The organism is Streptomyces sp. GQ60 (genome assembly GCF_059758875.1).
Genome location: NZ_JCAXEG010000003.1, coordinates 284,196 through 308,688, shown reverse-complemented (window position 1 = coordinate 308,688; position 24,493 = coordinate 284,196). Strand labels below are relative to the sequence as shown.

At 73.3% G+C, this 24,493-nt stretch carries 27 protein-coding genes and 1 pseudogene; 24 read left to right on the top strand and 4 right to left on the bottom strand.

Annotated features, from left to right (window positions below; genetic code table 11):
* The first annotated feature begins 24 nt into the window (after positions 1-24).
* From AC6CKD_RS10080 to AC6CKD_RS10065, 4 genes are read left to right on the top strand one after another with little or no spacing between them, the layout of a single operon-like run.
* Entirely contained in the window at positions 25-1,365 is a 1,341-nt protein-coding gene (locus tag AC6CKD_RS10080; RefSeq protein WP_498326603.1) for an NYN domain-containing protein, read from the top strand.
* A 28-nt stretch (positions 1,366-1,393) separates the two neighbouring features.
* Positions 1,394-2,434 carry an ABC transporter ATP-binding protein gene (locus AC6CKD_RS10075; RefSeq protein ID WP_498326602.1) on the top strand — a complete coding sequence of 347 codons (1,041 nt, stop codon included), beginning with the start codon at positions 1,394-1,396 and terminating at the stop codon, positions 2,432-2,434.
* Positions 2,431-3,264 carry an ABC transporter permease gene (locus tag AC6CKD_RS10070; RefSeq protein ID WP_498326600.1) on the top strand — a complete coding sequence of 278 codons (834 nt, stop codon included), beginning with the start codon at positions 2,431-2,433 and terminating at the stop codon, positions 3,262-3,264. Before AC6CKD_RS10075 ends, AC6CKD_RS10070 begins: the two co-directional genes overlap by 4 nt.
* A gap of 51 nt (positions 3,265-3,315) precedes the next feature.
* On the top strand, positions 3,316-4,032 hold the full coding sequence (locus tag AC6CKD_RS10065; RefSeq protein WP_498326599.1) for a hypothetical protein: 717 nt from the start codon (positions 3,316-3,318) through the stop codon (positions 4,030-4,032).
* Positions 4,033-4,208: 176 nt separating this feature from the next.
* Here AC6CKD_RS10065 and ybaK read toward each other — a convergent pair whose 3' ends face one another.
* The 3 genes from ybaK to AC6CKD_RS10050 all read right to left on the bottom strand — a co-directional run bounded on the left by ybaK (position 4,209) and on the right by AC6CKD_RS10050 (position 7,146).
* On the bottom strand, positions 4,209-4,697 hold the full coding sequence (gene ybaK / locus AC6CKD_RS10060) for a Cys-tRNA(Pro) deacylase (protein WP_498326598.1): 489 nt from the start codon (positions 4,695-4,697) through the stop codon (positions 4,209-4,211).
* A 14-nt stretch (positions 4,698-4,711) separates the two neighbouring features.
* Entirely contained in the window at positions 4,712-5,449 is a 738-nt protein-coding gene (locus AC6CKD_RS10055; protein WP_498326597.1) for an LON peptidase substrate-binding domain-containing protein, read from the bottom strand.
* 95 nt (positions 5,450-5,544) lie between these two features.
* Positions 5,545-7,146, bottom strand: a complete 1,602-nt coding sequence (locus AC6CKD_RS10050) for an oxidoreductase (RefSeq protein ID WP_498326596.1) — start codon at positions 7,144-7,146, stop codon at positions 5,545-5,547.
* A 147-nt stretch (positions 7,147-7,293) separates the two neighbouring features.
* Between AC6CKD_RS10050 and hisD the strand changes: the two genes are divergently transcribed.
* Genes hisD through AC6CKD_RS10005 form a run of 9 tightly spaced genes read left to right on the top strand, consistent with a single transcriptional unit; the run spans position 7,294 to position 14,345 of the window.
* Positions 7,294-8,625, top strand: a complete 1,332-nt coding sequence (gene hisD, locus AC6CKD_RS10045; protein WP_498326595.1) for a histidinol dehydrogenase — start codon at positions 7,294-7,296, stop codon at positions 8,623-8,625.
* Positions 8,622-9,782, top strand: coding sequence for a histidinol-phosphate transaminase (locus tag AC6CKD_RS10040; RefSeq protein ID WP_498326594.1), 1,161 nt, complete (start codon positions 8,622-8,624; stop codon positions 9,780-9,782). Before hisD ends, AC6CKD_RS10040 begins: the two co-directional genes overlap by 4 nt.
* Positions 9,779-10,372 carry an imidazoleglycerol-phosphate dehydratase HisB gene (hisB, locus tag AC6CKD_RS10035; RefSeq protein WP_215035049.1) on the top strand — a complete coding sequence of 198 codons (594 nt, stop codon included), beginning with the start codon at positions 9,779-9,781 and terminating at the stop codon, positions 10,370-10,372. Before AC6CKD_RS10040 ends, hisB begins: the two co-directional genes overlap by 4 nt.
* A 1-nt stretch (position 10,373) precedes the next feature.
* Entirely contained in the window at positions 10,374-10,541 is a 168-nt protein-coding gene (locus tag AC6CKD_RS10030) for a CG2302 family histidine operon protein (RefSeq protein WP_243330269.1), read from the top strand.
* A gap of 5 nt (positions 10,542-10,546) precedes the next feature.
* Positions 10,547-11,188 carry an imidazole glycerol phosphate synthase subunit HisH gene (gene hisH / locus AC6CKD_RS10025; protein ID WP_498326947.1) on the top strand — a complete coding sequence of 214 codons (642 nt, stop codon included), beginning with the start codon at positions 10,547-10,549 and terminating at the stop codon, positions 11,186-11,188.
* Positions 11,188-11,922 (top strand): bifunctional 1-(5-phosphoribosyl)-5-((5-phosphoribosylamino)methylideneamino)imidazole-4-carboxamide isomerase/phosphoribosylanthranilate isomerase PriA, encoded by a 735-nt coding sequence (gene priA / locus AC6CKD_RS10020; protein WP_385370929.1) that lies wholly within the window; start codon positions 11,188-11,190, stop codon positions 11,920-11,922. The genes hisH and priA overlap by 1 nt, the downstream gene beginning before the upstream one ends.
* The gene (locus AC6CKD_RS10015; protein ID WP_498326592.1) at positions 11,919-12,335 is read left to right on the top strand and encodes a RidA family protein; all 417 of its coding nucleotides are present in this window, start codon (positions 11,919-11,921) and stop codon (positions 12,333-12,335) included. The genes priA and AC6CKD_RS10015 overlap by 4 nt, the downstream gene beginning before the upstream one ends.
* On the top strand, positions 12,332-13,087 hold the full coding sequence (hisF, locus tag AC6CKD_RS10010; protein WP_498326591.1) for an imidazole glycerol phosphate synthase subunit HisF: 756 nt from the start codon (positions 12,332-12,334) through the stop codon (positions 13,085-13,087). Before AC6CKD_RS10015 ends, hisF begins: the two co-directional genes overlap by 4 nt.
* Positions 13,088-13,115: 28 nt before the next feature.
* Positions 13,116-14,345: an MFS transporter gene (locus AC6CKD_RS10005; RefSeq protein WP_498326590.1), complete on the top strand. Its 1,230-nt coding sequence runs from the start codon at positions 13,116-13,118 to the stop codon at positions 14,343-14,345.
* Positions 14,346-14,485: 140 nt separating this feature from the next.
* Here AC6CKD_RS10005 and AC6CKD_RS10000 read toward each other — a convergent pair whose 3' ends face one another.
* Positions 14,486-15,118, bottom strand: coding sequence for a TIGR03085 family metal-binding protein (locus AC6CKD_RS10000; protein ID WP_498326588.1), 633 nt, complete (start codon positions 15,116-15,118; stop codon positions 14,486-14,488).
* A 92-nt stretch (positions 15,119-15,210) separates the two neighbouring features.
* On the opposite strand from AC6CKD_RS10000, the gene hisI reads away from it, so the two are divergent.
* From hisI to lgt, 11 genes and pseudogenes are all read left to right on the top strand, one after another.
* A complete protein-coding gene (hisI, locus tag AC6CKD_RS09995; RefSeq protein WP_254383608.1) occupies positions 15,211-15,591 on the top strand; it encodes a phosphoribosyl-AMP cyclohydrolase in 381 nt (126 codons plus the stop codon).
* 31 nt (positions 15,592-15,622) lie between these two features.
* A complete protein-coding gene (locus AC6CKD_RS09990) occupies positions 15,623-17,113 on the top strand; it encodes an anthranilate synthase component I (RefSeq protein ID WP_498326586.1) in 1,491 nt (496 codons plus the stop codon).
* A 14-nt stretch (positions 17,114-17,127) separates the two neighbouring features.
* Entirely contained in the window at positions 17,128-17,805 is a 678-nt protein-coding gene (locus tag AC6CKD_RS09985; protein WP_498326585.1) for a TIGR02234 family membrane protein, read from the top strand.
* Positions 17,806-17,933: 128 nt separating this feature from the next.
* Positions 17,934-18,185: an HGxxPAAW family protein gene (locus tag AC6CKD_RS09980; RefSeq protein ID WP_498326584.1), complete on the top strand. Its 252-nt coding sequence runs from the start codon at positions 17,934-17,936 to the stop codon at positions 18,183-18,185.
* A 63-nt stretch (positions 18,186-18,248) separates the two neighbouring features.
* The gene (locus tag AC6CKD_RS09975; RefSeq protein ID WP_498326583.1) at positions 18,249-18,719 is read left to right on the top strand and encodes a DUF2752 domain-containing protein; all 471 of its coding nucleotides are present in this window, start codon (positions 18,249-18,251) and stop codon (positions 18,717-18,719) included.
* A 162-nt stretch (positions 18,720-18,881) separates the two neighbouring features.
* Positions 18,882-19,691 (top strand): indole-3-glycerol phosphate synthase TrpC, encoded by an 810-nt coding sequence (gene trpC / locus AC6CKD_RS09970; RefSeq protein WP_243330285.1) that lies wholly within the window; start codon positions 18,882-18,884, stop codon positions 19,689-19,691.
* Positions 19,692-19,699: 8 nt separating this feature from the next.
* Positions 19,700-19,909 (top strand): tryptophan biosynthesis modulator TrpM, encoded by a 210-nt coding sequence (trpM, locus tag AC6CKD_RS09965; protein WP_498326582.1) that lies wholly within the window; start codon positions 19,700-19,702, stop codon positions 19,907-19,909.
* 194 nt (positions 19,910-20,103) lie between these two features.
* Positions 20,104-21,360, top strand: coding sequence for a tryptophan synthase subunit beta (trpB, locus tag AC6CKD_RS09960; RefSeq protein WP_385370911.1), 1,257 nt, complete (start codon positions 20,104-20,106; stop codon positions 21,358-21,360).
* Positions 21,357-22,169 (top strand): tryptophan synthase subunit alpha, encoded by an 813-nt coding sequence (gene trpA / locus AC6CKD_RS09955; RefSeq protein ID WP_498326580.1) that lies wholly within the window; start codon positions 21,357-21,359, stop codon positions 22,167-22,169. Before trpB ends, trpA begins: the two co-directional genes overlap by 4 nt.
* A 122-nt stretch (positions 22,170-22,291) precedes the next feature.
* Positions 22,292-23,077, top strand: a pseudogene (locus AC6CKD_RS09950) (DsbA family protein); the annotation flags it as partial.
* Between the two features lie 330 nt (positions 23,078-23,407).
* Entirely contained in the window at positions 23,408-24,436 is a 1,029-nt protein-coding gene (gene lgt / locus AC6CKD_RS09945) for a prolipoprotein diacylglyceryl transferase (RefSeq protein ID WP_498326579.1), read from the top strand.
* The last annotated feature ends 57 nt before the right edge of the window (positions 24,437-24,493 follow it).

The following is a 24,493-nucleotide window of genomic DNA, read 5'->3' as shown; positions in this document are numbered from 1 at the left end:
CCCCCAGGGAAGAGGGTGGTACGCGTGGACCGCTGCGTCGTCCTGGTGGACGCCGGCTATCTGCTGGGCGCCGCCGCGAGCCTCCTCGCAGGAGAGCCGTCCCGCTCCCGGATCACGGTCGACCATGCGGCGCTCATCCAGGGCCTGCGCGAGCGCGCCGAAGCCGACACCGAGCAGCCGCTCCTGCGGATCTACTGGTTCGACGGCGCACCCGACCGGGTGCCCCAGCCCGAGCACCGGCGGCTGCGCGTCATGCCCCGGGTCACCGTCCGGCTAGGCGCCCTGACCCGCAGCGACGGCCGCTGGGCCCAGAAGGGCGTCGACGCGGCCATGCACGCCGAGCTCACCGAACTCGCCCGCAACCGGGCCTGCTCGGACGTCGTGCTCGTCACCGGCGACGGGGACCTGCTGCCCGGCCTGATGTCCGCCAAGGAGCACGGGGTCGCCGTCCACCTGTGGGCCGTCCAGGCCGCCGACGGGGACTACAACCAGTCGGAGGACCTCGTCGCCGAAGCCGACGAACGCCGCGTCCTGGACCGCACCTGGATCACCCGCGCCGTCCGCGCCCGCGACCTCACCGGACTCTGCGCCCCGGCCCCGGCCCCGCGCCCCGAGATCGCCGCCATCCTCTCCGCGCCGCTGCCCGAGGCCGCCCTCGCCGAGGCCGCCCGCGGCAACGGCAACGGAACCCGGCCCGCCGCACCCGTGGAGCCCGAGGAGGGCGGCGGGCCGGCCGGCGCCTCGACCACCACCGCCAACGGCAAGACCGTCCCGACCCCGAAGGACCTCGCGGGCGCCCTGCGCGGCCCCGGCACCGCCGCACCCGCCCCCGGGCCCGGCCAGGCCCTCGGCGCGGGCCCGGCCGGCAGCGCCCTGCGGTGGTCCTCCGACAAGGGGTGGATCGACCGCGCCGGGCCGCTCGGCGAGCCCGCCGAGACCGCCTCGCTGCCCACCCTCGCCCAGCTCACCTCCGCCGAGCAGCGCTGGGCGGACCGCGAGGAGGACATCACCACCGTCGGCGGCGACCCCTTCGAGGTCGGCCAGGTGTTCGCCCGGCGCTGGATGGAACGGCTCCCGGAGACCGTGCACCTGCAGAAGCTCGCCACCATGTACCCGCGGATCCCGCACCGGATCGACGGCGAGCTGCTGCGCTACGCCGCCCGGTTCGGACTCCTCGCGCACAAGGACGACCAGATCGACGAGCACGACCGGTACGCCATCCGGGCCGGCTTCTGGCGCGAGATCGACGTGCGGGCGGCCGCGGAACACGTGGCCGGCGCCGGAACGCCGGCCGGACCGGCCGCCGCCTTCGGGGCAGCCCCGGCCCCCGTCGCGGTGGCCCCGGCGGCCCCGGCAGCCGAGTAGGGGTCGCAACCCCGTAGGCTGCTCCCTCGTGAGTACGGGCACAGCACAGGCGGATACGGGCACGGCAGGGGCCGCGGGACCGGCTCCCGACGTGGTCTGCGCGGTACGAGACCTGGTCAAGACGTATCCGGCGGTACGGGGACGGCGCGGGGCCCCGGCCCTGCCCGAGACGCGTGCCACCGACGGGATCTCCCTGGACGTTCGGCGCGGCGAGATCTTCGGGCTGCTCGGCCCCAACGGCGCCGGCAAATCGACCCTGGTCCGCCAGCTCACCGGCCTGCTGCGCCCCGACTCCGGCTCGGTCACCCTGCTGGGCCACGACCTCGTGCGCCACCCCGACCGGTCGGCGCGGCTGCTCTCCTACCTCGGCCAGGAATCCACCGCCCTCGACGAGCTCACGGTCTCGCTGGCCGCCGAGACCACCGGCCGGCTGCGCGGGCTGAGCTTGCGCGGGGCCAGGGCCGCGCGGGACTCCGTACTGGAGGAACTCGGCCTGACCGGGATCGCCGGACGCCCCCTGAAGAAGCTGTCCGGCGGGCAGCGGCGCCTCGCGTGCTTCGCCGCCGCACTGGTGGGGGAGCGGCCCGTCCTGGTGCTCGACGAGCCCACGACCGGCATGGACCCGGTGGCCCGGCGGGCCGTCTGGGCCGCCGTCGACCGGCGCCGCGCCGAGACCGGGGCCACCGTGCTGCTGGTCACCCACAACGTCATCGAGGCCGAGACCGTCCTCGACCGGGTCGCCGTCATCGACCAGGGCCGGGTCATCGCCTGTGACACCCCGGCCGGGCTCAAGGCCGAGGTCTCCGGCGAGGTCCGGCTCGAACTGGTCTGGCGCACCACGCCGCCGCTGGAGCTGCCGGAGGTCGCCGCGCTCGCCGGGGCGGCCGCCGAATCCGGGCGGCGCTGGGTGCTGCGGCTCGGACCCGACGAGGCGCGGGCGGCGGTGGCCGCCGTGACCGGCGGCCCGGCCTTCGCCGCCCTCGACGATTTCACGCTGGCCACGCCGAGCCTGGAGGACGTGTACCTCGCCCTGGGCGGGCGCACCTCGAAGGGACTGGTGAAGGCGTGAGCGCCACCGCCGCCACCACGGCCACCGCCGCCACGACGGCCGCGGCCGCCACCACGGCCGCACCCGCCACCGCCCCGGGCGCACTGGCCCCGCGCGCCCGGTTCTTCCCGGCGCTGGCCGCCGTCTACCGGGCCCAGCTGTCCCGCGCGCGGGTCTCGCGGATCCCGTTGCTGTTCGTGGCCACCTTCCAGTCCGTCGGGATCATGATCCTGATGCGGGGCGTGGTCGACGGGGGCTCCGAGGCGCGGGCCGTCGTCGCCGGTTCCTCGGTCCTGGTCGTCGCCTTCGTCGCGCTGAACCTGCTCGCGCAGTACTTCGGCCAGCTCCGGGCCAGCGGCGGGCTCGACCACTACGCCACGCTGCCCGTGCCGCCCGCGTCCGTGGTGCTGGGCGCCGCCGCCGCGTACGCGTCGTTCACGCTGCCCGGCACGCTGGTGACCGCCGTCTTCGGCAGCGTCCTGTTCGGCCTGCCCATGGGCGGACTGTGGATCCTGGCCGCCGTGGTTCCGCTGGCCGGGGCCGCGCTCGCCGGGCTCGGCGCGGCGCTGGGCCTGCTGGCGCCCCGGCAGGAGCTGGCCACCCTCGCGGGACAGCTCGGAATGTCGGCGGCGCTGCTGCTGGGCGTGCTGCCGCCCGAGCGGATGCCGGACGTCATCGTCTGGGCGCGGGACCTGCTGCCGTCCACGTACGGCGTGGAGGCGTTCGCCCGGACCTTCGAGCCGCACCCCGACTGGGCGGCGGTCCTCCTCGACCTCGGCGTGTGCGCGGGCGTGGGGGTCCTGTCCCTCGCCCTCGCGACCTGGGCCTATCGGCGGGCGGCGGTCCGCTGACGCCGGTCGCCGCCGATCGTTAAATCAAACACTTCCTGGCACGATGTGGGGGTGACCGAAGCCGTGACCCCTTATGACAAGCCCGACCAGCCGCCGTCGGAGTCGACTTCGGCTGCGACAGCGGCCGAGGCCGCGCCCGCGTCGGAGCCCGCCTTCTCCCCGTCCGACATCCGCGACGGGGCCGCCATCGCCCTCGTGGTCGGCGTGGCCGGCGTGCTCCTCGGGCTGCTGTGGGTCTGGCTCGCGCCGCGCGTGCAGTTCGTCTCCAACGGCGAGGCGGTGTTCCTGCGGGACACCGAGAGCGAGGCGCGCATCGGGGCCGACGGGACCTTCCTCCTGCTGTCGGCCGGGTTCGGCGTGCTGAGCGCGCTGGCCGTCTTCCTGTGGCGCCGCGGCGGGGGCGCCGCGCAGGTGATCGGGCTCGCGGTCGGATCGGTCTTCGCCGCGCTGGTCGGCTGGCGCGTGGGCCTGTGGCTGGGCCCGTCCTCGGACCTGGTGGCGGCCGCGCGGAAGGCGGGCAAGGGAGTCCCCTTCGAGGCACCGCTGGAACTGCTCGCGCACGGGGCGCTGCTCGGCTGGCCGATGGCCGCGGTCGTGGTTCACCTGGCGCTGACGGCCCTGTGGGGGCCGCGTGAGCCGGCGCCGGAGCTCGCGATGTGGCCTTCGGCGTACTACCAGGCTCCTGTCGATCCCGCCGCCTCCCCGGCGCCGGGGCCGTCGCCGTCGCCTTCGCCGGACCCGTCCGGTACGGAGCCTCCGCGGCCGTAGGCCCGGCCGGGAGGGACGGGCCCTGCGGGGCGAAGTCCCCCACCCTCCCTTCGCCCGTTCCCCGGGGCTCCGCCCCGGACCCCGCGCCTCAAACGCCGGCGGGGCCGGATGATGCCGCCCTTCGCCCCAGCGAGCGCCGGCGGGGCTGGGCGGTGCCGTGGAGCGGTCCGGGGGCGTTACGCGCGGGCGATCGGGGCCGCAGTGGCTGCGGTCAGGTCGGTGAGGGTGGCCGGGGCGAGTTCGACCTCCAGGCCGCGGCGGCCCGCCGAGACGCAGATCGTGGGGAAGCCGGACGCCGAGGCGTCCAGGACCGTGCGGAGGCGCTTGCGCTGGCCCAGGGGGGAGATGCCGCCCAGGACGTAGCCCGTGGTGCGCTCCGCCAGGGCCGGGTCGGCCATTGCCGCGCGCTTGCCGCCCACCGCGGCGGCCAGGGCCTTCAGGTCGAGGCTCCCCGATACCGGGACCACAGCGACCACCAGCGAGCCGTCCACGTCCGCCAGCAGCGTCTTGAAGACCCGCGCGGGGGAGACCCCGAGGGCCTGCGCCGCCTCCTCGCCGTAGGAGGGGTGGGCCGGGTCGTGCTCGTAGGCGTGGACGGTGTAATCGGCGCCGGCCGCCGTCAGGGCCGCGATCGCCGGAGTGCCCGCCGGCTTCTTCTTCGCCATCGGTGCGCCGTCCGTCAGTTGGGGCTCGTCGGGGCGCGGGTGAGGTCCACGGCCGGGAGCGAGGGGAGGTGGCGGATGACGGCCGTCTCGGAGCGCAGCAGCTTCAGCTCCTCCGCGAGGCGGGTCGCCGTGTCCGGGGCCTGGAGCAGGCGCTGCTTCGCCGGGATGTCCAGCACCGCGGCCGCCGCGACCAGGTACGAGACCACCGACGGCTCGTCGGGGAGGTCCATGCCGGTCAGGGAGCGTTCGCGGGCTCCCGCCAGCCGCTTCTGGTACGTGCGGAACGCCCGCAGCACGCCCTCCGCCAGTGCGCCCGCGCCGTCGCCCGGGTCCTCCGGGAGCTCCTCCAGCTCCGCCACGAGGAACGGGCCGGACGCGTCGACCGACAGCAGCCGGACCCGGACCGTGCCGGTCGCCATCACCTCGAAGCTGCCGTCCTCCCGCTCGCGGATCGAGGCCGCGTCCGCGATGCAGCCCACCCGGTGGAAGGCCTGGACCGGGTCCGCGCCGAAACCGGCGGCGGGGCCGCGCTCGGGCACGGCCGTCTGGTCCGGCAGGCCGGGTGCGGTCGGGGCGACCTCCCGGCCGTCGCGGATCGCGACGACCGCGAAACGGCGGGGCTCGTCCTCCCCCGTCTTCAGCAGCTCGCGCATCATGGCGCGATAACGCTCCTCGAAGATGTTCAGCGGGAGGACGAGTCCCGGGAACAGCACCGAGTTCAGCGGGAAGAGGGGCAGGCGAACGGTGGTCACGAGGCACAGGGTAGTGGCCGCGGGCGGAGGGGTGTTCCGGGGACCGGGGCCGGATCCGCCGCGGGCCCGGCCCTGGTCCCCGGGACGCCCTGCCGTCACCCCCGCCTCAGGACGCGGGAGGCGCCCGCCGCGACCGTCGTGGCCAGGATCCATCCCAGGATGATCAGAGCCGCCGTGCCCCACTGCCAGCCGCCCCGCAGGATCCACTGGTCCTGCTGGCCGAGGTCGATCACCGGGAGCAGCAGGTCCAGGGCGAACAGCACCGGGTTCCAGTCGGGGTGCTCCTCCGCCTTGAGCGCCGGCGGCTGGCCGTGCACGGCGAAGAGCACGGCCCCGGCCGCCCACAGCACGGCCATCCACAGCGCCGCCCGCCCCGGCCGGTAGCCGTAGACCACCGTCCAGTCCTGGAGGTGCCCCCACGCGCGCAGCGCCGGCGGAAGCGTAGCCCGGCGGCGCCGCTGCTTGGCCAGCAGCACCTCGCGGGCGTCCGCGTCCTCCCCGGAGGCCCGCAGGACCGCGGCGAGCCGCTCGTACGGCTCCGGTGAGTACTCGGGGGTGGCCGCCTCGACCCACTCCAGCCGGGCGGCCGGCGGGAAGAGGTCCCGGGGCGCGAGGTTCTCGTAGCCGAAGCCCTCGATGGCCAGCCGGCCCGGTCCCGGCCAGCTCGTGGAGGCGTCCACCAGCTTGACCACCCGCGCCCCCGACAGCACCACCCGCCCGCGCTCCGGCCGCTCGCCGACGAACCGCAGCTCCGGGGTGTGGATGCGGCGCAGCGAGACCTCCTGGTCCTCCGTGAGGGTGAACCGGGCCCCGTAGAAGTCCACGGCGTCCCCGAAGCGGCCGTCGTCCAGCCGCAGGCCGCCCCGGCACTCGAAGTGCTGCGCGCGCTGCCCCGGCACGGGCGTGTGGCCGAGCCCGTAGGGGGGAGTGGAAGAGCTGGAGCCGCCCGGGGTGTAGTCGAGCGCGATCGAGGTCAGGTAGAGCGTGCGCTCCACGGTGAGCTGCGGGGCGTTCAGCGCCCGCCGCCCGTGCGGATTGCTCAGGCGGGCCCCGCGCAGGTTCATCGACACGCCGACCTTGGCCCCGCGCAGGCTCAGCTCCCCGTAGGTCTGGAGCAGCTCGCCCTGGAAGTCCTGCGCGACCGACATCCCGTCGGCGGCCAGGGCCCGCCCCTTGCCGTCGCGCTGCAGTACCGCCTCGCTGATCAGCAGGTCGGTGCCGATCTGCGCGTCGGTCAGCCGGATCCCGCGCGCCACCCGGCAGCGCGGCAGGTGCAGATCGCCCTCGGTGTGCAGGCGGGCCGCCTCCAGCCGCGGTATCGCGCAGTTGACCAGGCGCAGCGTGCCGAAGCGGGCCTCCGAGAGCTGGACCTCCCCGTCGAAGCGGCAGGACTGCAGCTCGACGTACGGGGTGACCGTGCCCCCGGAGAGGTCGAGGCGGCCGGTGATCCGCGCGCCCCGCAGCTTCAGCGAGGCCACCCGGCCCGGCACCGGGCCCGGCCCGTGGAGCAGCAGCAGCGCCACCACCGCCGCGCGGACGCTGCGCCCGGGGCCCCAGACCCGGTCGGCGTGCGGATCGTCCCGGTCGGCGGAACGGGCACTGAGATCGCAGACGCTGCCGGTCCGGTACGCGTCCCACATGAGCCGTTCGGGGCCTGTGAGATCGGCCGGTTCCCCGTCCGGGCGTGCTTCGGCCATGGCGGCCCCCCTCCGCTCGTCCGCGCGGACGCCGCCGCGCTTACCCGCACGCTAGAGGGCCTCTGTGACATCAGGGAACGTCCGTGGCTTGTATCAGCCAGTGATACGGACGAACGGCGGCGCGAACCGGTCTGAGAGAATTGGCAGGTGATCTCTCGTATCGACCTGCGCGGCGACACCCTCCCCGAGGGTGGCGCCCTGCGCGATCTGCTGCCCCGTGCCGAGTTCGACGTAGAAGCCGCCCTGGAGAAGGTGCGGCCCATCTGCGAGGACGTCCACCATCGTGGAACGGCGGCGCTGATCGAGTACGCGCGGAAGTTCGACGGGGTCGAGCTCGACCGGATCCGGGTGCCCGCCGAGGCCCTGAAGACCGCCCTCGACCAGCTCGACCCGGCCGTCCGCGCCGCCCTGGAGGAGTCGATCCGGCGCGCCCGGATCGTGCACCGCAACCAGCGCCGGTCCGAGCACGTCACCCAGGTGGTCCCCGGCGGCACGGTGACCGAGAAGTGGGTTCCGGTGGAGCGCGTGGGGCTGTACGCCCCGGGCGGCCGCTCGGTGTACCCGTCCTCCGTCGTCATGAACGTCGTCCCGGCCCAGGAGGCGGGCGTCGAGTCCATCGCGCTCGCGTCCCCGCCGCAGGCGGACTTCGGCGGCCTGCCGCACCCGACGATCCTCGCCGCGTGCGCGCTGCTCGGCGTGGACGAGGTGTACGCGGTCGGCGGCGCCCAGGCCGTCGCGATGTTCGCGTACGGCACCACCGGCCCGGACGGGTGCGCCCCGGCGAACATGGTGACCGGCCCCGGCAACATCTGGGTCGCCGCCGCCAAGCGCTACTTCACCGGCAGGATCGGCATCGACACCGAGGCCGGCCCGACCGAGATCGCCGTCCTCGCGGACTCCACGGCCGACCCGGTGCACGTCGCCGCCGACCTGATCAGCCAGGCCGAGCACGACCCGCTGGCCGCCGCCGTCCTCGTCACGGACTCCGCGGAGCTCGCGGCCGCCGTCGAGAAGGAGCTGGAGCCGCAGGTCGCGGCCACCAAGCACGTCGAGGACCGGATCAAGCCCGCCCTGGCCGGCCGCCAGTCCGCGATCGTGCTGGTCGACAGCCTGGAGGACGGCCTCAAGGTCGTCGACGCGTACGGCGCCGAGCACCTGGAGATCCAGACCGCCGACGCGGCCGCCTGGGCCGCCCGCGTGCGCAACGCCGGCGCGATCTTCGTCGGCCCGTGGTCCCCGGTCTCGCTGGGCGACTACTGCGCCGGCTCCAACCACGTGCTGCCCACCGGCGGCTGCGCCTGCCACTCCTCGGGCCTGTCCGTGCAGTCCTTCCTGCGCGGCATCCACATCGTCGACTACACGCGCGACGCCCTCGCCGAGGTCACCCACCACGTGGTGACCCTGGCCGAGGCCGAGGACCTGCCCGCGCACGGCGCGGCCCTCAAGGCGCGCTTCGGGTGGAAGGTTCCCCAGGCATGACCGGCACCACGGACAGCACTGGCACGACGGCCCCGGCGGACGGCACGGACGTCATCGGCATCGACGACCTCCCCATCCGGGACGAGCTGCGCGGCAAGTCCCCGTACGGCGCCCCGCAGCTGGACGTGCCCGTCCAGCTCAACACCAACGAGAACCCGTACGGGCTCCCCGAGGCGCTCGTCGCGCGCATCGCCGAGCGGGTCGCCGAGGCCGCCCGCACCCTCAACCGGTACCCCGACCGGGACGCCGTCGAGCTGCGCACCGAGCTGGCCGCCTACCTCACCCGTACCGGCAAGCACCCGGTCGCGCGGGAGAACGTATGGGCCGCCAACGGCTCCAACGAGGTCCTCCAGCAGCTGCTGCAGACCTTCGGCGGCCCCGGGCGCACCGCGATCGGCTTCGAACCCTCCTACTCGATGCACGCGCTCATCGCGCGCGGCACCGGGACGGAGTGGATCTCCGGTCCGCGCCGGGAAGACTTCACCATCGACGTGGAGGCCGCCGAGCAGGCGATCGCCGCGCACGAGCCCAACGTCGTCTTCATCACCTCGCCCAACAACCCCACGGGCACCGCGGTGGGGGCGGAGACGGTCCTGGCCCTCTACGAGGCCGCGCAGGCGGCCCGGCCCAGCCTGGTCGTCGTGGACGAGGCCTACGTGGAGTTCAGCCACCGGGACTCGCTGCTGCCGCTGATCGAGGGCCGCCCGAACCTGGTGGTCTCCCGGACCATGTCCAAGGCCTTCGGCGCCGCCGGACTGCGCCTGGGCTACCTGGCCGCGCACCCGGCCGTGGTCGACGCCGTACAGCTCGTACGCCTCCCGTACCACCTGTCGGCCGTCACCCAGGCGACCGCGCTGGCCGCCCTGGAATTCACCGACACCCTGCTCGGCTACGTCGAGCAGCTCAAGGCCGAGCGCGACCGCCTGGTCACCGAGCTGCGGGGGATCGGCTTCGAGGTCACCGACTCCGACTCGAACTTCGTACAGTTCGGGCGGTTCGAGAACTCCCACACCGCCTGGCAGAAGATCCTCGACCAGGGCGTCCTGGTCCGGGACAACGGCGTGCCGGGATGGCTGCGGGTCACCGCGGGCACCCCGGCCGAGAACGACGCGTTCCTGGAAGCGGTTCGCGCACTGAAGAAGGAGCAGCACGCATGAGCCGCATCGGACGGGTCGAACGGACCACGAAGGAGACCTCGGTCCTCGTCGAGATAAACCTCGACGGCACCGGCAAGGTCGACGTCTCGACGGGCGTGGGCTTCTACGACCACATGCTCGACCAGCTCGGCCGCCACGGCCTCTTCGACCTCACGGTCAAGACCGAGGGCGACCTGCACATCGACAGCCACCACACCATCGAGGACAGCGCGCTGGCGCTGGGCGCCGCCTTCAAGCAGGCCCTCGGCGACAAGGTCGGCATCTACCGCTTCGGCAACTGCACCGTGCCGCTCGACGAGTCCCTGGCCCAGGTGACCGTCGACCTGTCGGGCCGCCCGTACCTCGTGCACACCGAGCCCGAGAACATGGCGCCGATGATCGGCTCGTACGACACGACGATGACCCGGCACATCTTCGAGTCCTTCGTCGCGCAGGCCCAGATCGCCCTGCACATCCACGTGCCGTACGGCCGCAACGCCCACCACATCGTGGAGTGCCAGTTCAAGGCGCTGGCCCGGGCCCTGCGCTACGCCGCCGAGTTCGACCCGCGCGCCGCCGGGATCCTGCCCTCCACGAAGGGCGCCCTCTAGCGTGAACGGGCTCAACACGATCCTGATCGTCCTCGGCCTGTTCCTGGCCGGCGGCGTCTACTCCTTCAAGAAGCAGGAGATGCCCACCTCGGTCATCGCCCTGCTCGCCATCGGCTCCGTGATGTGCCTGGTCGCCGGAGTGCTGCGGATCCAGGGAATTTGGGAGTGAGCACCGTGACCCCCACCAAGAAGGTCGTCGTCTTCGACTACGGCTTCGGCAACGTCCGCTCCGCCGAGCGCGCCCTCGCGCGCGTCGGCGCGGACGTGGAGATCACCCGCGACTACGACAAGGCCATGGACGCCGACGGACTCCTCGTCCCCGGCGTCGGAGCCTTCTCCGCCTGCATGCAGGGGCTCAAGGAGGCGCGCGGGGACTGGATCATCGGCCGCCGGCTCTCCGGCGGCCGTCCGGTCATGGGCATCTGCGTCGGCATGCAGATCCTCTTCGAGCGCGGCATCGAGCACGGCGTGGAGACCGAGGGCCTGGACGAGTGGCCCGGCACGGTCGGCCCGCTCCAGGCCCCGATCGTCCCCCACATGGGCTGGAACACCGTGGACGCGCCGGCCGACAGCCAGGCCTTCGCCGGCCTCGACGAGGACGCCCGCTTCTACTTCGTGCACTCCTACGCGGCCCACGACTGGTCGCTGGAAGTCACCAACCCGCTGATCAAGGCCCCCAAGGTCACCTGGGCCACGCACGGCGAGCGGTTCGTCGCGGCGGTGGAGAACGGGGCCCTGTGGGCCACCCAGTTCCACCCCGAGAAGTCCGGGGACGCCGGCGCCCAGCTCCTCACCAACTGGATCGAGACCCTGTGATGACGACGTCGAAGAAGCTCGAACTGCTCCCCGCCGTCGACGTCCGCGACGGCCAGGCCGTCCGCCTCGTGCACGGCGTGTCCGGCAGCGAGACCTCCTACGGCTCCCCGCTCCAGGCCGCCCTCGCCTGGCAGGCCGCCGGCGCCGAATGGCTGCACCTGGTCGACCTGGACGCCGCCTTCGGCACCGGTGACAACCGCGCGCTCGTCGCCGAGATCACCGGCGCCATGGACATCAAGGTCGAGCTGTCCGGCGGCATCCGCGACGACGCCTCGCTCGCCGCGGCCCTGGCCACCGGCTGCACCCGCGTGAACCTCGGCACCGCCGCCCTGGAGACCCCCGAGTGGGCCGCCAAGGCCATCGCCGAGCACGGCGACAAGATCGCCGTCGGCCTCGACGTACGCGGCACCACCCTCAAGGGCCGCGGCTGGACCAGCGAGGGCGGGGACCTCTACGAGACCCTCGCGCGCCTGGACTCCGAGGGCTGCGCCCGGTACGTCGTCACCGACATCGGCAAGGACGGCACCCTCACCGGCCCCAACCTGGAGCTGCTGAAGAACGTCTGCGCCGCCACCGACCGGCCCGTCGTCGCCTCCGGCGGCATCTCCTCCCTCGACGACCTGCGCGCACTGGCCGGGCTCGTCGGGGCCGGCGTCGAGGGCGCCATCGTGGGCAAGGCCCTCTACGCCAAGGCGTTCACGCTCGAAGAAGCCCTGAAGGTGGTCTCCGCATGAGTTCCGAGAACGGTTCCACGAACAGTTCCGACGTCCGACGCATCTCCTCCGGCGGCGCCTACGAGGACGTACTCGGCTACTCCCGCGCCGTCCAGCTCCCCAACGGGCTGGTCCTGGTCTCCGGCTGCACCGGGGCCGACGCGGGCGGCCCGTACGACCAGGCCAAGAAGGCCTTCGGCGTGGCCTTCAAGGCGCTGGAGCAGGCCGGGCTCGGCCCCGAGCACGTGGTCCGCACCCGGCTCTACCTCACGCACGCCCGTGACGTGGACGAGGTGGGCCGCGCCCACAGCGAGCTCTTCGACAAGATCCGCCCGGCCTCGACGCTGATCATCGTCAACGGGTTCGTGGACCCGAGCATGGTCGTCGAGGTGGAGGTCGAGGCCTTCGGCCCCGTCGCGGGAGGCTCGGCATGACCCTCTCCGTACGGGTGATCCCCTGCCTGGACGTGGACAACGGCCGCGTGGTCAAGGGCGTCAACTTCCAGAACCTGCGCGACGCCGGAGACCCGGTCGAGATGGCCAAGCTCTACGACGCCGAAGGCGCCGACGAGCTGACCTTCCTCGACATCACCGCCTCCTCCGGGAACCGGGAGACCACCTACGACGTGGTGCGCCGCACCGCCGAGCAGGTCTTCATCCCGCTGACCGTGGGCGGCGGCGTCCGCACCGCCGACGACGTGGACAAGCTGCTGCGGGCCGGCGCGGACAAGGTGGGCGTCAACACCGCCGCCATCGCCCGGCCCGAGCTCATCCAGGAGATCGCGGAGCGGTTCGGCCGGCAGGTGCTGGTGCTGTCGGTCGACGCCCGCCGGACCGCCTCCGGTTCCTTCGAGGTGACCACCCACGGCGGCCGGCGGAGCGCCGGCATCGACGCCGTCGAGTGGGCGCACCGGGCGGCCGAGCTGGGCGCCGGGGAGATCCTGTTGAACTCGATGGACGCGGACGGCACCAAGGACGGCTACGACACCGAGATGATCGCGGCCGTGCGCAAGCACGTCACGGTCCCGGTGATCGCCTCGGGCGGCGCGGGCAAGCTCGCGCACTTCCCCCCGGCGATCGCGGCGGGCGCCGACGCGGTGCTCGCGGCGTCGGTGTTCCACTTCGGAGACCTGCGCATCGGCCAGGTCAAGGACGCGCTGAGGGAAGCGGGCCACCCGGTCCGCTGAGGTTCGCTCTGCCCGTGGGGGGCTCGCTGTGAACGGGAACGTCTGGCGGGACGCCAATGTCCTGCGCTGGCTGGCCGCCTACGGGGCTTCGCTGGTCGGGGACGGGGTCTACTTCCTCGCCCTCGGCTGGGCGGCCGCCCAGACGGCCGGCCCGGCCGAGGTGGGCCTGGTCATGGCGGTCGGCGCGATACCGAGGGCCCTGCTCATGCTGGGCGGCGGGGTGCTCGCCGACCGCTTCGGACCCCGGCTGGTGGTCATCTCCTCCGACGCGGTGCGGTGCGGCGTCGTCCTGGGACTGGCGCTCGTCCTCGCCCTCGGCTCCCCGGGCCTGTGGGTCCTGGTGCTCGTCGCGCTGGTCTTCGGCATCGTCGACGCGCTGTTCATGCCGGCCGTCGGCGCGCTGCCGCCGCGGATCGCGGGGCCCGGGCAACTGGTACGGGTCCAGGGGCTGCGCAGCCTCGCGGAACGCGTCGGGCACACCGCCGGGCCGCCGGTGGCGGGGCTGGCGATGGGGCTGGGCGGGCCGGCGGCGGCCTTCGCGGTGGCGTCGGCACTGTTCGGGGTGTCGCTGGTGCTGCTGGTGGCGGTACGGATCGCTCCGCTGCCGGCGGCGCCGGAGACGGCCCCTGCCTCCCCGTCGGGGGAGAGCCCCTGGAAGCAGCTCCGCTCGGGACTCGCCTACATACGGCGGCACGGGCTGATCGGGCCCCTGGTGCTGTCGGGGGCGCTGAGCCAGCTCGGCACGTCGGCGCCGATGACGCTGGGGCTGATCCTGGTCTCCGAGGAGCGCGGCTGGGGGCCGGCCGGGGTCGGCTGGATCATCGGCGGGATGGGTGTGGGCGCGGCGTCGAGCGCGCTGGTGCTGACCCTGATCCCGAGGTTCCCGCGGGCCGGGGCGGTCCAGAACCTCACCCTGATCATCGGATCCGCCGGGATCGGCGGCCTGGTGCTGGCGCCGAGCCTGCCGGTAGCGGTGGGGCTGGCCGTGCTGACGGGGCTGGTCTGCGGGATCTGCGGCGGCCTGGCCGTCGCGCTCATCCAGACGGCCACGGACCCCTCGTACCTGGGGCGGGTCAGCTCCGTGATGGCCTTCACGGCGGTCGGCCTGGCCCCGCTGGCCTACCCCGTCTTCGGCCTCGCCGCCGACCTCTGGGGCGTGACGCCGGTGTTCCTGGCGGGGGCGGCGGTGAGCATGGCCGGCGCGATAGTGGGAACCTCGGCCCCCGCGGTCCGCCGCGCGGAACTCGCCTTCGCCTGAGCGCGCCGCCTCTGCCCGCGGCTGGGGGCCCTGCGGGGCTGTCCCCTACCCGCCCTTCCACCGCTCCCCGGGCTCCGCCCGGACCCCCTGGGGCTCCGCCCCAGACCCCGCGCCTCAAACGCCGGCGGGGCTGAATTTTGTCACATGCCGAGCTGCGCCATCGTGAGCTTCGCGATGGCCTCCTTCGGGCCGTCGAGTTCCACCGCGGCAGCGTCCTGGCGGCCGAAGCAGAACAGGGTCAGCTCTCCCGGCTCGCCCGTCACCGTCACCACCGGCGCGCCCTTGTGGGCCACCGCCGTCTGGCCGTTCGGGCGGCGCAGGACCAGGCCCACCGGGGAGCGTCGGCCCGTCAGGCGGGCCAGCTTCTCCAGGCGGGACCAGAGGGAGTCGGAGAAGACCGGGTCCAGGGGGCGCGGGGACCAGTCCGGCTGGGCGCGACGGACGTCCTCGGAGTGGACGTAGAACTCCACCGCGTTCGCCAGCTCGTCGATCTGCTTCAGCGAGTAGACGGACATCTTCGGCGGGCCGGTCCGGATCAACTGGATGAGTTCCTCGTACGGCTTGGCCCCGTACTCCTCCATCGCCTTGTCGAGGCGGGCCTTCAGGACGTTCAGCAGCAGTCCGCCCGCCGCGTCCGGGCGGCGCTCCCGGACCACCACGTGCGCGGCGAGCTCCCGCGTCCGCCAGCCGTCGCACAGCGTCGGCGCTTCCGGTCCGGCCGACTCCAACAGGTCGGCCAGCAGCAGTCGTTCACGCTTCGCATGGGTAGACATGCGGGCCAGCCTACGGCCGGAACCCGCCCCGTGCCTGCCCATCAGGCGGACAGGGATCCTTGATCGTCCCCCCGGCCCGGCACAATGGCCCCATGAGTACGTCCTCCCTCGATCCCGCCATCGCCGCCCGACTCAAGCGCTCCGCCGACGGTCTGGTCCCGGCCATCGCCCAGCAGTACGACACCGGTGAGGTGCTCATGCTCGGCTGGATGGACGACGAGGCCCTGCACCGCACCCTGACCACCGGCCGCTGCACGTACTGGTCGCGCAGCCGCCAGGAGTACTGGGTGAAGGGGGACACTTCCGGCCACTTCCAGCACGTGAAGTCCGTCGCGCTCGACTGCGACGCCGACACCGTGCTCGTCAAGGTGGACCAGGTCGGGGCGGCCTGCCACACCGGTGCCCGGACCTGTTTCGATGCCGACGTCCTGCCCCTGGCCGGTCCCTCCGGCCCCACCGCCGAAGCCGAATAGCCGAAGCCGATCATAGGTAAGGTCCCACGCAATGGATCTTGAGACGTTCCGCAAGCTCGCGGCCGACCGCCGCGTCATCCCCGTCAGCCGCAAGCTGCTGGCGGACGGTGACACGCCCGTCGGGCTCTACCGCAAGCTGGCCGCCGAACGCCCCGGGACGTTCCTCCTGGAGTCCGCCGAGAACGGCCGCTCCTGGTCGCGCTACTCCTTCGTCGGCGTCCGCAGCGCCTCCACCCTCACCGTCCGCGACGGCCAGGCCCACTGGATCGGCACCCCGCCCGTCGGCGTCCCGACCTCCGGAGACCCGCTGGAGGCCCTGCGGCAGACCGTGGAGGCCCTGCACACCCCCCGCGACCTGGCCTCCGGCATGCCGCCCTTCACCGGCGGCATGGTCGGCTACCTCGGCTACGACATCGTGCGCCGGCTGGAGCGCATCGGCGAGCACACCGAGGACGACCTGCGGCTCCCCGAGCTGACGATGCTGCTCACCTCCGACCTGGCGGTCCTGGACCACTGGGACGGCACCGTCCAGCTCATCGCCAACGCCATCAACCACAACGACCTCGCCGCGGGCGTGGACGAGGCGTACGCGGACGCCGTGGCGCGCCTCGACGCCATGGAGGCCGACCTCGCGCGGCCCGCCCCGTACGCGCCGATGCCGCTGCCCGACTCCGAACTCCCGGAGTACTCGGCCCTCTGGGGCGGCGAGAAGTACCAGGCCGCCGTGGAGGACGTGAAGGAGCGGATCCGGGCCGGCGAGGCCTTCCAGGTGGTGCCCTCGCAGCGGTTCGAGACCCCGTGCAGCGCCTCCGCGCTCGACGTGTACCGGGTCCTGCGGGCCACCAACCCCTCCCCGTACATGTACCTCTTCCGCTTCGAGAACGGCTTCGACGTCGTCGGGTCCAGCCCCGAGGCGCTGGTCAAGGTCGAGGACGGGCGGGCCATGGTCCATCCCATCGCCGGCACCCGGCACCGGGGCGCCACCCCGCAGCAGGACAACGAGCTCGCCGACGAGCTGCTGGCCGACCCCAAGGAGCGCGCCGAGCACCTCATGCTCGTCGACCTCGGCCGCAACGACCTCGGCCGGGTCTGCGAGCCGGGTTCGGTGGAGGTCGTCGACTTCATGAGCATCGAGCGGTACTCGCACGTCATGCACATCGTCTCCACCGTCACCGGGCGCGTCGCCGAGGGCAGGACCGCCTTCGACGTGCTCACCGCCTGCTTCCCGGCCGGCACCCTGTCCGGGGCGCCCAAGCCGCGCGCCATGCAGATCATCGAGGAGCTGGAGCCCACCCGCCGCGGGCTCTACGGCGGCTGCGTCGGCTACCTCGACTTCGCCGGGGACTCCGACACCGCCATCGCCATCCGCACCGCGCTGCTGCGCGACGGGAAGGCGTACGTGCAGGCCGGCGCCGGGGTCGTCGCCGACTCGGTGCCCGAGCTGGAGGACGCGGAGTGCCGCAACAAGGCCGCCGCGGTGCTCCGTGCGGTGGCAGCGGCGAACCGCCTCCACGGCGGCTGAGCCCGTAGGGGATAGTGGGGTGCGTGAGTGCCGTACCCCCGCCCCGAAGCGAACACGCCGATGCCGCCGCCGAGCCCGAGGCCCCCTCGGGCCGCGGCGGCCGCCGCAGCGTGGCCGTCGCCCTGCTGCTCGGCGCCCTCGGTGCCACCGTCGTCCTGCTCGCCTCCGGCCGCGTCTGGGCCCGGGGCGTCGCCGCCATCGGCGGCGGCTCGCTGCCGGTGACCGCCGACGGGCGGGCCGTCACGGGCCTGCCCGCCGCCCTGGCCATCGTCGGGCTCGCCGCACTGGTCGCCGTCTTCGCCGTACGCGGCAGGAGCCGGCTGCTGGTCTCGGCGCTGCTCGCGCTGAGCGGCCTGGGCGCGGGGGCGGCCGCCCTGGCCAACGCGGACGGCCGGCGCGCCCTGGACGCGGCGGCGGCCCGTACGACGGCCGACACCGCGGCCCACGTGGCCGGCCTGACCCACACGGCGTGGCCCTACGTGACGGCCGCCGGCGGGGCGCTGATCCTGCTGGCCGGCCTGCTCGCGCTGCGCTTCGGGAGCTCCTGGCCCACGATGGGCGGCCGCTACGAACGTGACGGCAGCCCGCGCCCCCGCAAGGCGGCCGTGGTGGATCCGGACCGGCCCGAGGACCTGTGGAAGGCCATGGACCGCGGCGAGGACCCCACCGGCCCGGACCGCCCGACCCCGTGAACCACCGCGGGAACCGGGAGCCGACCCCGTGAACGAGGTCGCCCCCTGGTGCGGGACAATGACCATCGAGCGTTCGACACAGCACGTGCGGCGTGCGACAGAGCACACCCGAGTACGAGGAGCAACTCATGGCGGGCACTAGCCACGGACACACCCCGGCCGCCTGGACCGGTGTCATCATCGCCTTCATCGGTTTCAGCATCTCCGGCGCCTTCATGGTCCTGGCGAACCCGCTGGGCTTCTGGGCGGGCTTCGTCGTCGTCGCCATCGGCGGTGTCGTGGGCATGGCGATGAAGGCCGCGGGCATGGGTGCGCCGAAGGCCGCGCACCAGGACCTCGCCGAGGTCATCGCCGCGAACCGGGTCGCCGCCAAGGTCTGACCGGGCGGCAGTCGGTACGCCGGTTTTCGAAAGGCGCGGCCCTGTCGGGCTGCGCCTTTTGTCATGAGCGGAGAGAATCAGCGAGTGGACGCCTCCTCTGGAACGACCGGCCTCGCGCCGCCTCCCGCGCCCGTGTCCCGGGCCGGCCGGCTGGCGCGTCCGGCGCTCACGCTGGCAGCGGCCGCCGCGGCCCTCGCGTACGTGGGGACCGTGGACCCCAACGAGCCCGGCCACTATCCGGCCTGCCCGCTGTTCCGGCTGACCGGGGTCCTGTGCCCGGGCTGCGGCGGGCTGCGCAGCGCCCACGCGTTCGCCCATGGCGATCTCGTGACAGCTATCGGGGCAAATGCGATGGCGGTCGCCGGCTACTTCTTCTTCGCCGGGTTCATGGTTCTGTGGCTGGTTCGCGCCTATCGGGGGGTACCGGCCCCGAGGCTCGTCGTACGGCCGTTGTACTGGTGGGGGATCGGTGCGGTGGCCCTGGTGTTCTCCGTTGTCCGGAACCTGCCCGTGGGCTCTTTCCTGGCCCCCTGAGGTATAGCTGAAGTAAAGATTCCGGATGTCCATTTAATGGGACGCCGTCAACCGCGTGCGGAGGGCAAGGCGTCCTGCGGATACCATTTGAACTGCTGACCTTGCAGTTGTACGTGTCTGCAAGGCGGCCGACCGTCATCGACCCGGAAGGGGGCCGCTCGCGTGAGTGTGCTCGACGAGATCATCGAAGGGGTCCGCGAAGACCTTGCCGAACGGCAGGCGCGCGTCAGCCTCGACGAGCTCAAGGAGCGTGCCGCCAAGGCGCCCCAGGCCAAGGACGGCGTCGCTGCCCTGCGTGGCGACAGCGTCAAGGTGATCTGCGAGGTCAAGCGCTCCAGCCCCTCCAAGGGTGCGCTGGCCGCCATCGCCGATCCGGCCGGGCTCGCCGCCGACTACGAAGCGGGCGGTGCGGCGGTCATTTCCGTCCTCACCGAGCAGCGTCGTTTCGGTGGCTCGCTGGCCGACCTGGAGGCCGTCCGCGCCCGCGTGGACATCCCGATCCTGCGCAAGGACTTCATCGTCACGGCGTACCAGCTGTGGGAGGCCCGCGCCTACGGCGCCGACCTCGTGCTGCTGATCGTCGCGGCCCTGGAGCAGGAGGCCCTCGTCTCCCTCATCGAGCGGGCCGAGTCCATCGGCCTCACCCCGCTCGTCGAGGTCCACGACGAGGAGGAAGTGGAGCGCGCGGTCGCCGCCGGCGCCAAGATCATCGGCGTCAACGCCCGCAACCTCAAGGACCTCAAGGTCGACCGCTCCACCTTCGAGCGCGTCGTCGGAGAGATCCCGGCCCACATCGTCAAGGTTGCCGAGTCCGGCATCCGCGGGCCGCACGACCTGATCGCCTATGCGAACGAGGGCGCGGACGCCGTCCTCGTCGGGGAGTCCCTGGTGACCGGCCGCGACCCGAAGTCGGCCGTGGCCGACCTCGTCGCCGCCGGCGCCCACCCCGCCCTGCGCCACGGGCGGAGCTGACCCGTCCCATGGCCCGAAACCGCCCCTCCGTCCGCACCCGACCGGGCTCCGGCCCGGCCGGTGTGCCGACGGCGCACGCGCCCCTGGCGCGCGGCTGCCGCCCTCGCGGCTGCCGCGCCCCGGCCCGGCGCGTCCGGGGGCGGCGGGTCCGGTACGTGATCGGCTCCGAGCCCGGTCAGGTCAACGGCATGCGATGGCGACCCGGAGTCGCGTCGTAACGAGACCCGCCGGACGGTGTACGTCGTACACCGCGTCCGTCGGCGTCCCCTTACGGTCCGTCCCCCGAGCCGCCGGCTCCGGGCGGGCCGCTCCGCACCTTCGTACGCCCATGCCCCAGCGGGGTGTGCGCGTCGCGGGCGGACGGCGCAATACGGTGAAGACATCCGCGTCGCATCCGTAGGAGTACCTGGGCATGTCCAGCGCCAGCAGTTTCTTCATCCCGGACCCCGAGGGTCACATCCCGAACGCCGAGGGCTACTTCGGTGACTTCGGCGGCAAGTTCATCCCGGAGGCGCTGGTCGCCGCCGTGGACGAGGTCGCCGTCGAGTACGAGAAGGCCAAGGGCGATCCGGCCTTCGCGGCCGAGCTCGACGACCTGATGGTCAACTACACCGGCCGCCCCAGCTCCCTGACCGAGGTGCCGCGGTTCGCCGAGCACGCGGGCGGGGCGCGGATCTTCCTCAAGCGCGAGGACCTGAACCACACCGGCTCGCACAAGATCAACAACGTGCTGGGCCAGGCGCTGCTCACCAAGCGCATGGGCAAGACCCGCGTCATCGCCGAGACCGGAGCCGGCCAGCACGGCGTGGCCACCGCCACCGCCTGCGCCCTGTTCGGTCTCGAATGCACCATCTACATGGGCGAGATCGACACCCAGCGCCAGGCCCTGAACGTGGCCCGGATGCGCATGCTGGGCGCCGAGGTCATCGCGGTGAAGTCCGGCTCCCGGACGCTCAAGGACGCCATCAACGAGGCGTTCCGCGACTGGGTCGCCAACGTGGACCGCACCCACTACCTCTTCGGCACGGTCGCCGGTCCCCACCCCTTCCCCGCCATGGTCCGCGACTTCCACCGGGTCATCGGCGTCGAGGCCCGCCGCCAGATCCTGGAGCGCGCCGGACGCCTGCCCGACGCCGTCGCGGCGTGCGTGGGCGGCGGCTCCAACGCCATCGGCCTGTTCCACGCCTTCATCCCGGACGCCGACGTCCGCCTGGTCGGCTTCGAGCCCGCCGGGCACGGCGTGGAAACCGGCGAGCACGCGGCGACGCTGACCGCGGGCGAGCCCGGCATCCTGCACGGATCGCGCTCCTACGTCCTGCAGGACGAGGAGGGCCAGATCACCGAGCCGTACTCCATCTCGGCCGGTCTGGACTACCCGGGCATCGGCCCGGAGCACTCCTACCTCAAGGACGCGGGCCGCGCCGAGTACCGCGCGGTCACCGACGACCAGGCGATGCAGGCCCTGCGGCTGCTCTCGCGCACCGAGGGCATCATCCCGGCCATCGAGTCCGCGCACGCCCTCGCGGGAGCCCTGGACCTCGGCAAGGAGCTCGGCAAGGACGGGCTGCTCGTCGTCAACCTGTCCGGCCGCGGCGACAAGGACATGGACACCGCCGCCCGCTACTTCGACCTGTACGACGCAGACGCCTCCGAGGGGGAGACCAAGTGAGCGGCACCATCGAACTCCTGTCGGCGACCCTCGCGAAGGCGAAGGCCGAGGACCGCGCGGCCCTGGTCGCCTACCTCCCGGCCGGCTTCCCGACCGTCGACGGCGCCATCGAGGCCGTCAAGGCCGTCATCGCCGGCGGCGCGGACGTGGTCGAGATCGGCCTCCCGCACAGCGACCCGGTCCTGGACGGCGCCATCATCCAGACCGCCGACGACATCGCCCTGCGCGGCGGCGTCAAGATCGCCGACACGCTGCGGACCGTCCGCGAGGCGCACGAGGCCACGGGCGCGCCGATCCTGGTCATGACGTACTGGAACCCGATCGACCGCTACGGCGTCGAGCGGTTCACCGCCGAGCTCGCCGAGGCCGGCGGCGCGGGCTGCATCCTGCCCGACCTGCCGGTCCAGGAGTCCGCCCTGTGGCGCGAGCACGCGGCCAAGCACGGTCTGGCGACCGTCTTCGTCGTGGCTCCCAGCAGCAAGGACGAGCGCCTCGCCACCATCACGGCGGCCGGCTCCGGCTTCGTCTACGCCGCCTCGCTGATGGGCGTCACCGGCACCCGCGAATCGGTCGGCAACCAGGCGGCCGATCTGGTGCGGCGCACCCGCGCCACCAGCGACCTGCCGGTCTGCGTGGGCCTGGGCGTCTCCAACGCCGCCCAGGCCAAGGAGGTCGCCGGCTTCGCCGACGGCGTGATCGTCGGCTCGGCCTTCGTGAAGCTCCTGCTCGACGCGCCGGACCTGCCCGCCGGGCTGGCCGCCGTCAAGGCGCTCGCGGGCGAGCTCGCCGAAGGCGTACGCCGGAGCTGACGGGCGGCGCGTTCGATCGAGCAGCCGGACCCCTGAGCGGGTTCTGTAGCCCGATCGGGTGGAAGTAGGGGCAGGGAGGCACGAGAGTGCCTCCCTGCTTCGTTTGGCCGAACGTGAGCGACATGAACGACGGTGCGAACCGCGATGCGACGAAACGATCGGCCCGCGAGCGACTCCAGGCGGAGCGCGAGAAGCAGAAGGCGAGGGACAAGCGCCGGCGGACCCTCGTCGTGTCGGCGGCGGTGGTCGGCGTGCTCGGCCTGGCGGCCGTCGTCGGCCTGATCGCGGCGAACACGGGCAAGAGCGGATCCTCCGCCAAGGGCGGCCCGCTGGTGGCCCCGTCCGGGGCCACGGGCAAGGACGCGCTCGCCATCCAGACCGGCAAGAGCGAGGCCCCCTCCACGCTGACCGTGTGGGAGGACTTCCGCTGCCCGGCCTGCAAGTCCTTCGAGGTCAACTACCGCGACACCATCCACGAGCTGGAGGCCAAGGGCCTCCTCAAGGTCGAATACCACCTGGTCACCCTGATCGACGGGAACATGGGCGGCAGCGGCTCCCTCAAGAGCGCCAACGCCGCGGCCTGCGCACAGGACGCCGGGAAGTTCGCCCCGTACCACGACGTGCTCTTCGACAACCAGCCCGAGGAGCCCGACGACGCCTACGGCAAGAACGCCAAGCTGCTGGAGCTGGCCGGCAAGGTCGACGGACTGGACACCCCCGCCTTCCGGACGTGCGTCGAGGACGGTACGCACGACAGCTGGGTGAACAAGTCGCAGGAGGCCTTCCGCGCGGGCAAGTTCCGCGGGACGCCGACCGTGCTGCTCGACGGCACGGACATCTTCGGGGACCAGGCCAACCAGCTGACCCCGCAGAAGCTGAAGGAGAAGGTGGAAGCGGCCGGCAAGGGCGGCCCCGGCGGCGTGAAGGGCTCCCCGTCCCCCTCGGCGTCCGGCTCCCCGGCCAAGTCGGCGTCCGGAACCGGATCCGCGTCCGCGTCGCCGTCCGCGTCGGGCTCGGCGAAGGCCTCCTCCGCCCGCTCGGGCACGCCCTCGGCTTCCTCCTCGGCCCCGGCCGCGGGCTCGGCGGGCCGGTCGGCCACGGGCGGGCCGGGCTCCGCGGGCGCCTCCCCGGACCACGCCGGGATGCCCATGGGGCACTGAGGCCCATCTCGATTCGGCAGCAGCTTGCCGGGCGGGTTGCGGTCACCACCGTCCGGCAAGGTAGCGTCGGGTCTTGCCATGAACCTTGCCTTCATTCCCAGTCCGTCGACGGGCGTGCTCCATCTCGGACCGGTCCCGCTGCGCGGCTACGCGTTCTGCATCATCATCGGCGTCTTCGTCGCCGTCTGGCTCGGCAACAAGCGCTGGGTCGCCCGCGGCGGTAAGCCGGGGACGGTCGCGGACATCGCCGTGTGGGCGGTGCCGTTCGGCCTGGTCGGCGGTCGCCTCTACCACGTGATCACCGACTACCAGCTCTACTTCGGCGAGGGCCGCGACTGGGTCGACGCCTTCAAGATCTGGGAGGGCGGCCTCGGCATCTGGGGCGCCATCGCGCTCGGCGCGGTCGGTGCCTGGATCGGCTGCCGCCGGCGCGGCATCCCGCTGCCGGCCTGGGCCGACGCCCTGGCCCCCGGCATCGCGCTGGCCCAGGCCTGCGGACGCTGGGGCAACTGGTTCAACCAGGAGCTGTACGGCCGCGCCACCGATCTGCCGTGGGCGGTGGAGATCACCGACGGCCCGAACCGGGTCGCCGGGACCTACCACCCGACCTTCCTCTACGAGTCCCTCTGGTGTGTCGGTGTCGCCCTGTTGGTGATCTGGGCCGACCGCCGCTTCACCCTCGGACACGGGCGGGCGTTCGCGCTGTACGTCGCCGCGTACTGCGCGGGGCGCGGCTGGATCGAGTACATGCGGGTCGACGAGGCCCACCACATCCTGGGCCTGCGGCTCAACGTCTGGACCTCGATCGTCGTCTTCGTGCTCGCCGTCACGTACCTGGTGCTGTCGGCGAAGCTGCGGCCGGGCCGCGAGGCGGTCGTCGAACCGGACGCCGCCGACGCGGTGGCCGGCGCCGAGGACGGGGACACCCCGGCCGGGAAGGCCGGAGCCGGGGCCGACTCCGCCGAGGACGCTGCCGAGGACAAGACCCAGGACAAGGCCGAGGCCGAAGCCAAGGACGATGCCGAGCCGGCCGACGCCGAAGGCGAAGCCGACGGCAAGGACAAGGACAAGGACAAGGCCGAGGTCCCCGGGGCCAAGAAGCTCTGACCGGGGTACCGGTCGAACGGGAGGGGCACCGCGCATCCGCGCGGCGCCCCTCCCGTC